The sequence below is a fragment of the Streptomyces sp. NPDC104313 genome (assembly GCF_055583985.1).
This window is the reverse complement of record NZ_JBVJMW010000003.1, coordinates 309,390-323,258: the sequence shown is the minus strand read 5'-3', so window position 1 is coordinate 323,258 and position 13,869 is coordinate 309,390. Positions and strand designations below refer to the sequence as shown.

Annotated in this window: 13 protein-coding genes; 9 read left to right on the top strand and 4 right to left on the bottom strand. The window is 72.2% G+C overall.

All coding sequences use genetic code 11. The features are described from left to right. Positions 1-103: 103 nt before the first annotated feature. Positions 104-970, top strand: coding sequence for an RNA polymerase sigma factor SigF (locus ACZ60Q_RS08540; protein ID WP_018958648.1), 867 nt, complete (start codon positions 104-106; stop codon positions 968-970). Between the two features lie 143 nt (positions 971-1,113). Further along, a complete protein-coding gene (locus ACZ60Q_RS08535) occupies positions 1,114-1,962 on the top strand; it encodes a hypothetical protein (RefSeq protein WP_469630267.1) in 849 nt (282 codons plus the stop codon). 92 nt (positions 1,963-2,054) lie between these two features. Here the strand turns inward: ACZ60Q_RS08535 and ACZ60Q_RS08530 are convergent, their stop codons facing one another. After that, the gene (locus tag ACZ60Q_RS08530; RefSeq protein ID WP_403756053.1) at positions 2,055-2,270 is read right to left on the bottom strand and encodes a hypothetical protein; all 216 of its coding nucleotides are present in this window, start codon (positions 2,268-2,270) and stop codon (positions 2,055-2,057) included. Positions 2,271-2,494: 224 nt separating this feature from the next. Here ACZ60Q_RS08530 and ACZ60Q_RS08525 point away from each other — a divergent pair, with 224 nt between their 5' ends. The 5 genes from ACZ60Q_RS08525 to ACZ60Q_RS08505 all read left to right on the top strand — a co-directional run bounded on the left by ACZ60Q_RS08525 (position 2,495) and on the right by ACZ60Q_RS08505 (position 8,386). Beyond that, complete coding sequence (locus ACZ60Q_RS08525; protein ID WP_469630264.1) at positions 2,495-3,007, top strand: MarR family winged helix-turn-helix transcriptional regulator; 513 nt, start codon at positions 2,495-2,497, stop codon at positions 3,005-3,007. Between the two features lie 127 nt (positions 3,008-3,134). Then, complete coding sequence (locus ACZ60Q_RS08520; RefSeq protein WP_469631254.1) at positions 3,135-5,627, top strand: MFS transporter; 2,493 nt, start codon at positions 3,135-3,137, stop codon at positions 5,625-5,627. Positions 5,628-5,950: 323 nt separating this feature from the next. Next, positions 5,951-6,769 carry a YceI family protein gene (locus tag ACZ60Q_RS08515; protein WP_469630261.1) on the top strand — a complete coding sequence of 273 codons (819 nt, stop codon included), beginning with the start codon at positions 5,951-5,953 and terminating at the stop codon, positions 6,767-6,769. Between the two features lie 26 nt (positions 6,770-6,795). Further along, positions 6,796-7,266 carry a PPOX class F420-dependent oxidoreductase gene (locus ACZ60Q_RS08510; RefSeq protein ID WP_469630258.1) on the top strand — a complete coding sequence of 157 codons (471 nt, stop codon included), beginning with the start codon at positions 6,796-6,798 and terminating at the stop codon, positions 7,264-7,266. Between the two features lie 136 nt (positions 7,267-7,402). Next, positions 7,403-8,386, top strand: a complete 984-nt coding sequence (locus ACZ60Q_RS08505) for an NAD(P)-dependent oxidoreductase (RefSeq protein WP_469631251.1) — start codon at positions 7,403-7,405, stop codon at positions 8,384-8,386. Positions 8,387-8,405: 19 nt separating this feature from the next. Here the strand turns inward: ACZ60Q_RS08505 and ACZ60Q_RS08500 are convergent, their stop codons facing one another. Further along, positions 8,406-9,218, bottom strand: a complete 813-nt coding sequence (locus tag ACZ60Q_RS08500; protein ID WP_469630257.1) for a TetR/AcrR family transcriptional regulator — start codon at positions 9,216-9,218, stop codon at positions 8,406-8,408. 129 nt (positions 9,219-9,347) lie between these two features. Then, positions 9,348-10,967, bottom strand: coding sequence for an MFS transporter (locus ACZ60Q_RS08495; protein ID WP_469630254.1), 1,620 nt, complete (start codon positions 10,965-10,967; stop codon positions 9,348-9,350). 222 nt (positions 10,968-11,189) lie between these two features. On the opposite strand from ACZ60Q_RS08495, the gene ACZ60Q_RS08490 reads away from it, so the two are divergent. Beyond that, entirely contained in the window at positions 11,190-12,074 is an 885-nt protein-coding gene (locus tag ACZ60Q_RS08490) for an endonuclease/exonuclease/phosphatase family protein (RefSeq protein ID WP_469630251.1), read from the top strand. Between the two features lie 303 nt (positions 12,075-12,377). Then, positions 12,378-13,541 carry a serine hydrolase domain-containing protein gene (locus tag ACZ60Q_RS08485; RefSeq protein WP_469630248.1) on the top strand — a complete coding sequence of 388 codons (1,164 nt, stop codon included), beginning with the start codon at positions 12,378-12,380 and terminating at the stop codon, positions 13,539-13,541. A 24-nt stretch (positions 13,542-13,565) separates the two neighbouring features. Here the strand turns inward: ACZ60Q_RS08485 and ACZ60Q_RS08480 are convergent, their stop codons facing one another. Continuing rightward, entirely contained in the window at positions 13,566-13,787 is a 222-nt protein-coding gene (locus ACZ60Q_RS08480) for a hypothetical protein (protein ID WP_469630246.1), read from the bottom strand. Positions 13,788-13,869 lie beyond the last annotated feature (82 nt).

Here is a 13,869-nt window from a genome sequence, read left to right as displayed (position 1 = left end):
TCGAAGCGCGTTTGCCGCAGCTCCGCCTCCGGTATTCAGGTGGAGGCTGCGTTCCTCCGATGGTCGCGGCCACCGCGACCGTCCGCGACCTCAAGGGGGTGGCATGTCCGAAGAACAGGGCAGCTCGAAGGTGCTCACGCTCACGAAGAGCGTGCCGGCACCAGCCGTGCTCACCAGCTCGCCGGAAGCCATCGACACCCGCACGCTGTCCCGCTCCCTGTTCCTGCGGCTAGCCGCGCTCGGCCCCGCCTCGGGCCCCGAGGGAACGGACAGTCCGGAGCGGACCTATGTGCGGGACACACTGATCGAGCTGAACCTCCCGCTGGTGCGGTACGCCGCGGCGCGGTTCCGCAGCCGCAACGAACCGATGGAGGACATCGTCCAGGTCGGCACGATCGGCCTGATCAAGGCGATCGACCGGTTCGACTGCGAACGGGGCGTCGAGTTCCCCACGTTCGCGATGCCCACCGTCGTCGGCGAGATCAAACGCTTCTTCCGCGACACCTCCTGGTCCGTGCGGGTCCCCCGCCGCCTCCAGGAGCTGCGGCTCGCCCTGACCAAGACCAGCGACGAGCTCGCGCAGAAGCTCGACCGCTCGCCGACCGTGCCGGAGCTGGCCCGCGCGCTCGGAGTCTCCGAGGAGGACGTGGTCGACGGTCTCGCCGTCGGCAACGCCTACACCGCCTCCTCCCTGGACTCCCCCTCCCCCGAGGACGACGGCGGCGAGGGCTCCCTCGCCGACCGCCTCGGGTACGAGGACTCGGCGCTGGAGGGCGTCGAGTACCGCGAGTCGCTCAAGCCGCTGCTCGCCAAGCTCGCCCCGCGCGAGCGCCAGATCATCATGCTGCGGTTCTTCGCGAACATGACGCAGTCGCAGATCGGCGAGGAGGTCGGCATCTCCCAGATGCACGTCTCCCGGCTGCTGACCCGCACGCTCGCGCAGCTCAGGGAAGGGCTTATCGCGGACTGAAGCCGACCGGCAGAGCTCTGCTGATCCCTGCCGATCCCTGCTGATCCCTGTCCATCTCTGCCGATCCCTGCCGACACCCATGGAACCCTGCCGATCTCTGCAGCGGGGTTCAGATTTGACGATCCGTCAGCCACACTGACGCGATGCGACGTCAGACATTCGGTTCGACCGGCCGCCGGGGCACCGTCATCGCCGCCTCGGCGGCCGCGCTGTGTCTGGGCGGCGGCTTCCTGGCCGCCTGCGGCAGCGGACCGGGCGACGACGGGTACGTGGCCGTGGGCGCCGCCGACGGCGGGCACCGGCCGGCGGGCGGCGACGGGAAGCCCTCGGGCGAGGTGACGCTGGTCCCGCTGGACGGGAACGGCGACAACGGCGGCGGGAGCGGTGAACGCGGCCCCGGCGGTCGCGGGTCCGGTAAGCCCTCGTCCACGCCCTCCTCCCCGGGCGCAGGCGAGCCCGGTCGCACCCAGGACAGTCCCGGCGGGGCGCGTACGGAGACGCCGGGCGGTCAAGGGGGCGGCTCCCTCGACGGGCCGGGCACGAAGCCCTCTGAACCCTCGAAGCCGGGCAGCGGATCCGGGCCCCCCTCGTCGGACGGGCCCTCCGCCCCTTCGCCTCCGGGTGACGGCACCCCCGGCACCCCCGGGACCCCCGGCACCCCGGAACCTCCCGTTCCGCCCGCGACCCCGGCCGCGCTGACGTTGAGCGCACCGCAGCGCACTGCGGCGGACAAGCGGTGGTGCGAGAAGGTGACCGTGGAGTTCCGCAACACCGGCGGCTCCCCGGCGCGCTCGGGGACCGTCACCTTCGCCACGCACATCATCGGCGCCCTCGGCGTCGACTGGGCGACCATCACCTCGTCCCAGCCTCTGCCCGCCCCGATCGGCGCGGGCTCGGCGCGCTCGGAGACGTACACCGTCTGCGTGGAGTCCTGGCGGGTCCCGTTGGGGATGCGCGTCGAGACACAGGACGTCTCCGCCGCGTGGAAGTGACGCGTAGGAGTGACCTGTGAGGTGAAGTGACCTGTGAGGTGACCCGTGGGCCTGCCCCGCGCTGCCCCGGGGCGGCCTCGTGCGAGCGCGGGTCAGCCCAGGGCGAGCCAGGCCACCGCACCGAGGACGACGACGACCGCGATCACCGCCGCGATCACCCCGGCCTTCGGCCCGGAAGAGGTCGCCGCGGGCTGCTGCCGGCGCTGCGGCTCGCCCTCGTCGACGAAGGCGCGGAACATCTGTGTGCTGCCCGCCGGGTCAGGGGTGCCCTCGGGGCCCGACTGAGGGGCGTGGGGGTTGTGTGCCATGGGGCAGGACCCTAGCGAACTCGGGCCCACGGCCCAACCCCCGGGCCACCCGGCACCCCGTCCGACCTGCGCCGGCGCGGCCGGGGAACGGGCTTGACCGGGACCCTACGGAGCCTTTTGCGTTCCTTTACTTCTGCAAGGCCATTTTCGTTTGCCTGCAGCAACCAACCGCTTTTATCGTTGCCCTAAGCAACAAGATGGTCGCGAGTGTGTTGGGGGTTCCCGTGGCCGCACGGAGCAGTTACGAGGAACTGGCCCGGCAGCTCAGCGCCGTCGGGGCCGTCAAAAGGGGGCTCGCCCGCGCGTTGCCCCCGGAGTGCCCCGCAGGCTCCGCCGCCGTGCTGACCCTCCTGGACCGGCACGGCGAGACGCGGATCAGCCGGCTCGCCGAACTGCTCTCCGTGGACATGTCGGTGACCAGCCGCCACGTGGCCCATGCGGCCGATCGCGGCTGGATCGAACGGTCTCCGGACCCGGCGGACAAGCGGTCCCGCATCCTGCGGCTGACCCCCGGCGGGTACCAGCAGCTCGACGAACTGACCCGGCGGACGACCGAGGTGTTCGCCCACAACCTCCAGGACTGGTCCGACGACGACGTCGGCCGGCTCATCGCGCTGCTGTCCCGGCTGCGCGACAGCTTCGCCTGTCGTGGATCCGGCGGCTGCGCCCCCGGACGTCACACCGGCGAGTGCAGGACCCGCCTCGGCGACGAGGTTCACACCCGTACACCTGTGTAACAGAAGCAAATTCGCACGGATAAGGAACTCAATGGCTACGACCACACCCACCGGTGTGCGGGGCGGCCACGCCAAGCACGGAGGGCACGCGGGCGCCACCGCCTCCGGCGCCCCCGACGGAACGCCGATGACACACCGGCAGATCATGGAGGCGCTGACCGGGCTGCTGCTCGGCATGTTCGTCGCGATCCTGTCGTCGACGGTCGTCTCCAACGCCCTGCCCGAGATCATCTCCGACCTCGGCGGCGGCCAGAGCGCCTACACCTGGGTCGTGACGGCCTCGCTGCTGGCCATGACCGCCACCACCCCGCTCTGGGGCAAGCTCTCGGACCTCTTCAGCAAGAAGCTGCTGGTCCAGATAGCCCTGGTCATCTATGTCCTGGGCTCGGTCGTCGCCGGTCTGTCGACCAGCAGCGGCATGCTCATCGCCTGCCGGGTCGTCCAGGGCATCGGCGTCGGCGGCCTCTCCGCGCTCGCGCAGATCGTCATGGCCGCGATGATCGCCCCACGCGAGCGCGGGCGTTACAGCGGTTACCTGGGCGCGGTCTTCGCCGTCGCCACCGTCGGCGGTCCGCTGCTCGGCGGCGTCATCACCGACACCAGCTGGATGGGCTGGCGCTGGTGCTTCTACGTGGGTGTGCCGTTCGCGGTCATCGCGCTGATCGTGCTCCAGAAGACCCTGAAGCTCCCGGTCGTCAAGCGCGAGGGCGTCAAGGTCGACTGGACCGGCGCGTTCTTCATCAGCGCCGCCGTCTCCCTGCTCCTGGTCTGGGTGACCTTCGCGGGCGACAAGTACGACTGGTTGTCCTGGCAGACGTATGTGATGGTCGCGGGCTCGGTCCTGCTCGGCCTGATCTTCGTCTTCATCGAGTCGCGGGCCGAGGAACCGATCATCCCGCTGCGCCTCTTCCGCAACCGCACCCTCACGTTGGCCTCGATCGCCTCGCTGTTCGTCGGCATCGCGATGTTCTCGGGCACCGTCTTCTTCAGCCAGTACTTCCAGCTGGCGCGCGGCAAGTCGCCGACGATGTCCGGCGTGATGACCATCCCGATGATCGCGGGCCTCTTCCTCTCCTCGACCGTCTCCGGCCAGGTCATCACCAGGACCGGGCGCTGGAAGGCGTGGCTGGTCGCCGGCGGCTTCCTGGTCACGGCCGGGCTCGGGATGCTCGGCACGATCCGGTACGACACCGCGTACTGGCACGTCGCGGTCTACATGTTCGTCATGGGACTCGGCATCGGCATGATGATGCAGAACCTGGTCCTCGCCACCCAGAACCAGGTCGCTCCCGAGGACCTCGGTTCCGCGAGCTCCGTCGTCACCTTCTTCCGCTCCCTCGGCGGTGCGATCGGCGTCTCGGCGCTGGGCGCGGTCCTGGGCAACCGGGTCACCCACTACGTCGAGGAAGGCATCGCCGACCTCGGCCCCAAGGGTGCGGCGTTCGGCCACGGCGGTACCGGGGGCGGGGGCATCCCCGACCTGGACAAGCTGCCCGAGCCCCTGCGCCTGGTCATGGAGGCCGCGTACGGGCACGGCGTCGGCGACGTCTTCCTGTACGCCGCTCCGGCCGCGCTCGTCGCCTTCATCGTGACGATCTTCATCAAGGAGGTCGCGCTGAAGAGCAGCGTGACGAACGACTCCCCCGTCGATGCCCCGGCCGCCGCCGGGACGGCCGAGGTCCCCGTACCCGCCGCCGTCGGCGCGGCCGGGCTTGCCTCCGAGGGCGCGGCCGGGGTCATCTCGCTCGACACCGCCGAGACCCCCGCCCCTGACCTCGCCCCTGATCCCGCCCCTGATCCCGCTCCTGCCTCCGCCTCGTACGACACCGTCGACGGCGTCGACGGCATTCAGGGGGGCGCCTCGGTTCACGGTGTGGTGCGCGGTGCGGAGGGCGCTCCGGTGGCCGGCGCAGCCGTCACCCTGATCTCGCTGGGCGGCCGGCAGCTCGGACGCTCCGTGGCCGGGCCCGACGGCGGCTACACCCTGGACGCCCCCGGCTCCGGCAGCTACGTGCTGATCGCCTCCGCCGACGGCTTCCGGCCGCAGGCGTCCACGGTGGTCGTCGGCGAGGGGCCGCCGGCCTTCGACATCCTGCTGTCCGGTACGAGCGGACTGGCCGGAACGGTCACGGCCGCCCAGTCCGGCGCCCCCGTCGACGGCGCGATGGTCGTCGTGGCCGACGTCCGGGGCCACGTGCTGGCCACCGGAGCGTCCGGGCCGTCCGGCGCGTTCGCCTTCGGCGAGCTGATCCCGGGCTCCGTGACCGTCGCGGTCAACGCGGCCGGCTTCCGTCCGCTGGCGCTGCCGGTGGAGATCGGCGGCCAGGGCGTCACCCGCGTCGAGGCCGCGCTGCGGTCCGGCGCGCTGGTCCGGGGCGTCGTGCGGGCCGGGTCCGCCCGGAGTCCGCTGACCGATGCGCGGGTCACGCTGATCGACGCGGCGGGCAACGTGGTCGCCACCGCGACGACCGGCGAGGACGGGGCGTACGCCTTCACCGACCTGGACGCGGGCGAGTACGCGGTCATCGCCACCGGCTACCCGCCGGTGGCCGGATCGCTGACCGTGAGCGGCCCGGTAGTCGACGGGCACGACATCGAACTCGCGCACCCGGGGCAGTGATTGCCCCCCGGACTGATCACTTCGGGCCCTCAGGCTGATCACTTCGGATTGATCACTTCGGACTGAGGCCTGGGTACCGGCCCCTTCGATACAGGCTCGCTCGCGCCCAGAGGAATGCGCGCGAGCACGTGAAGGGATCGCGAAGACCCCTGGTCGGACGGCACTTCCAGCGGAGAGGCTGTCACGACCGGGTGGAAATGGGCCCCGGTGGCGGGTACGGCGAGCAGGGGACGGCCTGCCGTAGCCTCCCCGGGGCCCGACTCATGTGGCCCCGGCCTCCTTCGGGCCGGCCGCGGGTCATCGAGCTAGGAGAGAGATACGGGATGGGACTTCGCGTACAGGTACGGACGCGGGACGGCTGGGCGGTCCAGCACGCCGTCGTCACCGTCACCGACATGACCGGCGCCCAGGTGCTGCGTGCCGCGGCCGACGAGGAGGGGGCCGTCCGGACGGACGGTTCCCTGATGGCCGGCGCGTACACGGTGATCGTCACGGCGGTCGGGTACGCGCCCGCCGCCTCCACCGCCCTCGTCACCGCGAGCGGCCGGATCGAGGGCGGCCAGATCGTGCTGGCCCGCCAGGGCGGGGTGGAGCTGCCGCCGCCGGGCGTCTGGTCGCTGGACCCCGCGCACTCCTCGGTCGGCGCGGTCGCCCAGCACCTGGGGATCTCCAGTGTGCACGGCCGCTTCACCGACTTCGGCGGCCGGATCGAGATCGCCCAGGACGTCTCCCGCTCCCGGGTCGACGCGGTGATCAGGGCGGCCGGTATCGACACCGGCAACGAGATGCGGGACAAGCACCTGCGCTCGCCCGACTTCCTGGACGTGGACCGGTATCCGGAGATCACCTACAGCTCCACCGCGCTGGACCCGGCAGGACCCGACCGCTGGACCGTGCACGGCGAACTGACCATGCACGGCGTCTCGCGCCCCGTCGACCTCTACCTCAGCTACCTCGGCACCGGGCCCGACCCGTGGGGCGGGGTGCGCGCCGCTTTCCACGCCACCGCCGAACTGCGCCGCGCCGACTTCGCGATGAACTACAACCAGGTCGTCCAGGCGGGCATCTCCGCGATCGGCACGACCCTGCGCGTGGAGCTGGACATCCAGGCGGTACAGGGAGAGGCGCTGCCCGGGCAGTGACCCGGCCCGGTCGTAGGGTGGTGGGCATGGCACCGAACATCGCGACCAACACCTCCGTGGAGCTCGACGAGTTGCTGGCGTTCGTACGCCCCCGGCACCGGGCGGTCCTGCTCACCACCCGGGCCGACGGCCGCCCCCAGGGCTCCCCGCTGACCTGCGGCGTGGACGACGCGGGGCGGATCGTCATGTCGACGTACCCCGAGCGCGCCAAGACCCGCAACGCGCGGCGCGACGACCGGGTCAGCGTGATCGTGCTGTCGGACGAGTGGGACGGGCCGTGGGTACAGGTCGACGGTTCGGCGGAGGTCATCGACGCCCCGGACTCCGTCGAGCCGCTCGTCGAGTACTTCCGGAACATCTCGGGCGAGCACCCTGACTGGGACGAATACCGGGCGGCGATGGTGAAGCAGGGCAAGTCGATCATCAGGGTCACCCCGGAGCGCTGGGGTCCCGTCGCCACCGGCGGCTTCCCGGCCCACCAGGCCCCGGGGAGCTGACCCCGCGATGACCGGAGAGAAGAGAGAGGCCGGAGAGGCAGGAGAAGCCGGGAAGGCCGGAGAGGCCGGGAACACCGGGCCTGTTCCGCCGATACCCGTCCCGGGGCAGCCGCCCCACTCGCTCCTCGGCTGTGGGCTGCCCGTCCCGGCCCCGCTGCCCGCGCCCGACGCCCTCACAAGAGCCCGGCTGCTCGTCGCGCCCACGCTCGACAGCGGTCTGGTGCGGGAACTGGAGCGCATCACCGGGCGGGACGCGGAGCCGCTGAAGGACGTCCCGCCGCCGGGCGACGCGCCTCTCCTGTGCGTGGGCGAGACACTGCCCGACGCGCTGCGGACGAGCCGGCTGCTCTGGTTCCACAGCGTCAACGCGGGGACCGACCCGCTGTTCGCCGGAGGTACCTGGCCGGGCTCGGCGCTCCTGACCAGGACCGTGGGCCGGATGGGCGAGCGGATGGCCCAGTACGTCCTGGCCTGGATGCTCGCCGAGTGCCAGTCCGTACCGGAGTTCACCGACCGGCACGCCCGCGCGCACTGGGAGCGCCTCCCCTCGGAGCTCATCGTCGGGCAGACCGCGCTGATCTACGGGACCGGTCGCATCGGCGCGGCCGTCGGGCGGCTGCTGGGCGCCTGCGGGGTCAACACCGTGGGCGTCGCCCGCACGGCACGGTCCGGGCCCGCGCCGGGCAACGCCCGGGTGGTGCCCGGCTTCGACCGCGTGATCGGGGCCGCCGAGGACACCGAGGTGCTGGGCGAGGCCCGCTGGGTGATCTCCACGCTGCCGCTGACCGGGGCCACGGAGGGCTTCTTCGGGGCCGACAGGCTCGCGGCGGTGCGCGGGGCGACGTTCGTCAACGTGGGGCGGGGCGCGACCGTGGACATGGGGGCGCTGGAGACCGCGCTGCGGGACGGCCGGCTGCGGCGCGCGGTGCTGGACGTGTTGCCGAAGGAGCCGGCCGCGCCCGGCGACCCGGTGTGGAACCTGCCCCGTACGGTCATCACCTCGCACTCCTCGGGGATCACCACCGACGAGGACGTCTCCGTCGACTTCAGCGCCTGCTGGGAGGCCGTGACGGCGGGCCGCCGGCCCGAGCTGACGGTGGACGTGGTGCGCGGGTACTGAGCGTTCCCCGGAGAAGCGACTACCGGGCGGGCGAGCCCGACCGGTCGCGCACCGCCTCGATGCCCGCGATCAGCAGATCCAGCGCGAAGACGAAGTCCCGTTCGCGCATCTCCTCGACCGTCTTCCCGCCCCGGGCCGCCATCAGTTCGTCCGACGTCTCGGTGATCCGCCGCAGGTGCGGCTGCGCCCTGATCGTGCCCATCGCCTGCTGGTGGTACTCGTCCTGGGTCAGCCCGGTCGCGTCGCACCGCGCCTTGAAGTGGCCCTCGACGGTGCCGAATCCGTACACGAACTGGAAGACCGCCGAGAGCGCGCCCGTCTGCCGTTCCAGGGGCAGTCCGGTGGCCCGGACGACGGTCTGGACGGCATACGAGAACAGCATGGAGTTCGGGCCGATGTTGAGGAAGGTCCCGGCCAGCGGGGAGATCCAGATGTGGCGGACGAGGAGTTCGCGGTAGCTGCGGGCCAGCTCCCGCAGCCGGTCCCGCCAGTCACCGTCCTCGCGGGGCGGGGCGATCTCGGCGTAGACCGAGTCGAGGGCCAGCTCCAGCAGGTCGTCCTTGGTGTCGACGTACCAGTAGAGGGACATCGCGGTGACGTCCAGCTCGGCGGCGAGCCGGCGCATCGAGAACTTGGCGAGGCCGTCGGCGTCCAGCAGCCGCACCGACGCCTCGGTGATCCGGTTGCGGTCCAGGCCCGCCGGGGACTCGGACCTGCGGGAGCGCGAGGGAGCCCCACGGTCCAGCCACACGCTGGTCCGCGCGGCGTCGTTCGCGCGGCCGGCCCCGGGCTCCGGCCCGGACACGGACTCACGGTCGGACTCGGACACCATGGCGCACTCTCCTCGTCTTGCGCGGACCGCTCCGCCGAGCGGTCCTGTCGGAAGGGCGGGACCGAGCCGTCCTGCCGGAAGGACGGCGGACCGGACACTGGTGGTCCGGTCCGCGCGTCCGGTTCGATGCTATGCCGCCGGTCCCGTCGAGTCCGCCCGGTCCCCGGCCTTCGCCGCACCGGTCATCCCCGTCCCGGCCATCCCCGTCCCCGCCTTCACCGCACCGGCCTTCGCCGCACCGGCCGGCAGTGCCTTCGCCCGCTCCACCCGCTCGGCCCGGTGCAGCAGGAGCGCGGCGAGCAGCCCGCCCGCCAGCACCGCGACCGAGCCCACCAGCTGGCTGACCTCCAGGCCCGAGGCGAAGGCGTCCTTGATCTGCTCCCGGGCGGCGGGCCCGTCGGCGGCGGCCAGGGCCGCCGGCAGCGAGGCGGCGCCGACGGCGGCCGGCACGAGAGCGGCGAACCGGGCGTTCATCACGGCGCCGAGCACCGCGACCCCGAGTCCGTTGCCGAACTCCGCGAGCGTGCCGTTGACCCCCGCGCCCACCCCGGCCTTCTCCGGCGGGATCGCGCTCATGATGGCGTTGGCCATCGCGGGCATCGCCAGGGCGATCCCCGCACCCATCACGACCAGGCCGAACAGCATGCCGCCGTACCCGGCCCGCCCGAGCAGCGCGATCGCGGCGAGTCCGGCCGCCAGACAGCTCATCCCCGCCGCGATGACGACCGGCGTCCCGATCTTCCGCACGAGGCGGGCGCCCAGGCCGGTCAGGTTGAGGGCGACCACCGTGAGCGCCATCGGAGCGGTACGCAGCCCCGCCTCCAACGGCCCGTACCCGAGCACGAACTGAAGGTGCTGGGTGAGCAGGAAGAGCGAACCGCCCATGCCGAAGGCGACCAGGATCGCGCCCGCCACCGCGCCGATGAACTTCTGGTTCCGGAAGAAGTGCATGTCGAGCATCGGGTTCGGGATGTGGAGCTCCCACCGGACGAATCCGGCCATCACGACGATCCCCAGAGACGCCGTCAGCAGCACCCGCACGGACGTCCAGCCGTGCTCGGGCCCGGAGATGATCGCGAAGACGACGGCCGTCATGCCGATCGTGGAGAGCAGCGCGCCCAGCAGGTCCGGCCGCTCCCCCCGCCCGTTCTTCGACTCCGGTACGAGCCGGACGACGGCGGCCAGGGCGATCAGGGCGACCGGGATGTTGATGAGGAAGATCGCGCCCCACCAGAAGTGGTCGAGGACGATCCCGCCGAACAGCGGTCCCGCCGCGAAGCCGAGGGAGTTGACGGTCGACCAGATCCCGATCGCCTTGACCCGCTCGGCGTCGTCGAAGATCTGGACCACGACGGCGAGCGTGGTGGTGATCAGCAGCGCGCCCCCGATACCCATCCCGGCGCGGGCCGCGATGAGCTGGCCCGAGGACTGGGAGAGCCCGGCCGCGAGCGAGCCGACGCCGAACAGGGCGAGGCCCACGATCAGCATCTTCTTGCGCCCGTAGCGGTCGGCGGAGCTGCCGGCGGTGAGCAGCAGACCGGACTGGACGAGCGAGTAGGCGTTGATCATCCACTGCACGTCGGCGGTGGAGGCGTTCAACTCCGTGGTGAGGGAGGGGATCGCGACGTTGAGGACGGTGTTGTCGAGCAGCACGGTGAGCTGGGCCAGGCAGATGACGCCGAGGATCAGCCAGCGTTGCGGATGCCCCTGGGGGGCGAGGTCTGATCTCTGTGCGACGGGCGCCGTCATGCGGGCTCCTTCAGCTCCCGGTGCGGCGACAGCTCGCTCCGGAGTAGTTGTACGGCGTACGGGACGTAGGCGATGTACACCGTAAGGCAGTTGCTGTACGTCGTACAAGTCGGTATCCGTGGAGCCGGACCGGCCGCGCCGGAGGACCCGCGCGACGACCGGGCGGTACGGTTCTCGTCGCTGACCTGACAAGGTGCGCGATTTTCGGCCGGTTGGAGAGCCATGTCGCTGCGTCGCCGTACCTCTCGCACCCCTCAACTCCTGCTCGTCGCATCCCTCTTGGGCGCCCTCATCGCGCCGCCCGCCGCCGCCACCACGGCCCGCCACCCCTCCGGCGGGGGCCTGCCGCTACGGGTCGCCACATACAACATCCACGCCGGGGCGGGCATGGACGGTGTCTTCGACCTGGACCGCCAGACGGCCGAACTCCGTTCGCTCGACGCTGATGTGATCGGGCTTCAGGAGGTCGACCGGCACTGGGGCGACCGGAGCGGATGGCGGGATCTCGCGGGAGAGCTGGCACAGCGGCTGCGCATGCACGTCTCCTTCGCCCCGATCTACAGCCTGGACCCGGCCCGACCGGGCGGCCCTCGGGCGGAGTACGGGGTGGCCGTGCTGTCGCGGCACCGGATCGTGAGCGCCGAGAACCACGAGATCACCCGTCTCTCCACCCAGGACCCGAACCCGGTCCCCGCCCCCGCCCCGGGGTTCGGCGAGGTCGTCGTACGGGTACGGGGGCTGGCCGTGCACGTGTACGTGACCCACCTCGACTACCGCCCGGCCCCCGCCGTCCGCGTCGCCCAGGTCGCCGACACCCGGCGGATCATGGCCGAGGACCGGGGCCCGCGGATCCTGCTCGGCGACTTCAACGCGGAGCCCGCCGCACCGGAACTGGCCCCGTTGTGGCGGGAGCTGACGGACGCCGACCCGGACGCGCCCACCTTCCCGGCACGAGACCCGGTCAAGCGGATCGACTTCGTGGCGGTGTCGAAGGGCGGGCCGAGCACCGGGATCACGGTGCGGAAGGCGTGGGTGCCGGAGACCCTCGCCTCCGACCACCGGCCGGTGGTGGCGGACCTGCTGGTACGGGGAGGAGGCAGCCGATGAGCCCACCGACGAGGGCCGGACGGATGAGTTCGGGGCGGGGCCCTCGAGACCCCAGGCCAACGAGACCCAGAGCCCGGCCGATGCAACCTGGGCGGGGCCTACGAGACCCGGAGCCCGGCCGATGAGTCCCGGACAGTCCGGGAGTCTCCAGTTCCGGCCCGAAAGCCTCCTTTTACGGCCGGCGCGCGTCCTCCTGTCCGAGGGCCGCGCCCGGTCCACCACCCGCGGTCGCCCGCCGCGGGACACCCCCCGTGGGGCAGGCCTCCGACAGCACACGCGGTACCGGACGAAGAAGGACGACCCATGACCACCACCCCCCTGCACGAACTGCTGGACACCCACATCGCCAAGGGGTCGATGCCGGGCGCGGTGGCCCTGGTCGCCCGGGGCGGACGGACCGAGGTGGTGTCGGCCGGTACGGCCGGCCTCGCCGGGTCCGCGCCGATGCGGCGGGACTCGCTCTTCCGCATCGCCTCGGTCACCAAGCCGATCGTGGCGGCAGCCGCCATGACGCTCGTCGAGGACGGCCTGATCGCCCCCGCCGACCCGGTCGCGGCATGGCTGCCCGAGCTGGCCGCACCCCTGGTCGTACGGACTCCGCGGAGCCCGGTCGACGACGTGGTGTCGGCGGTCCGCCCGATCACCCTGCTGGACCTGCTGACCTTCCGGGCCGGATACGGCTTCCCCTCCGACTTCTCGCTCCCGGCCGTCGCCCCGCTGTTCGCCGAGCTGAAACAGGGCCCGCCACAGCCGCAGGCCGTCCCCGCGCCGGACGCCTGGATGGCCGCGCTGTCCCGTGTCCCGCTGCTGCACCAGCCGGGCGACGGCTGGCTCTACAACACGTGCTCCGACATCCTCGGCGTCCTCATCGCCCGGGTCGCCGACCGCCCGCTGCCCGCGTATCTGGCAGAGCGGCTGTTCGAGCCCCTCGGCATGACGGACACCGGGTTCGCCGTGGAGCCCGCCGCGCTGGACCGGTTCACGGGCTACTACCGGGCCGGGGCGGACAGCGGAAGCGATCCGGTACTGGTCGACGCCCCGGACGGGCAGTGGAGCAGCCCGCCCGCCTTCCCGTCCGGCGCGGGCGGCCTGGTCTCGACCGTGGACGACTGGGCCGCCTTCGGCCGGATGCTGCTCGCCGGAGGCCTGAGCGACGACGGCCACCGGGTGCTGACCGCAGAGTCGGTCCGCCAGATGATCACCGACCACCTCACCCCGGACCAGCGCGCCGCGAGCGGACTGTTCACGGAGGGGCAGGGCTGGGGGTTCGGCGGTGCGGTGGACATCGAGATCGCAGCCCCCTGGAACGTCCTCGGCCGCTACGGCTGGGTCGGCGGAACCGGCACCACAGCGCACATCGTCCCGTCCACGGGCACCGTCGCCGTCCTGCTCACCCAGATGGAGATGTCCGGGCCGGCCGCACCGCAGGTCATGCGGGACTTCTGGACGTACGCGGCCGGGTTCTGAGCCCGGCCGCGTACGCCCCGGGCGTCAACCGGTGGACTGCGTCGGGTCGTAGAACGTGGCGCTGCCGACGGTGAACTCGGTGCCGACGGTGAACTCGGGCTCTCGGTGACCTCGGTGACCTCGGTGAAGTTCTCCGTCACCCAGGAGGAGATCCGCGACGAACCGGCGGCCCCGCGTCTCGCTCTCCCGGCGGGCCGCGACGGCCGAACCGACCGTGCACGAACATCCGGTTGAGCGCACGCCCACCTGCCCGACCTCCGTGCGCGGGTCGGCCCCGGCGCCCGGCGGACACGACGAGCCGGCTCCGCGGCGCCCATGGCCGCCGCGG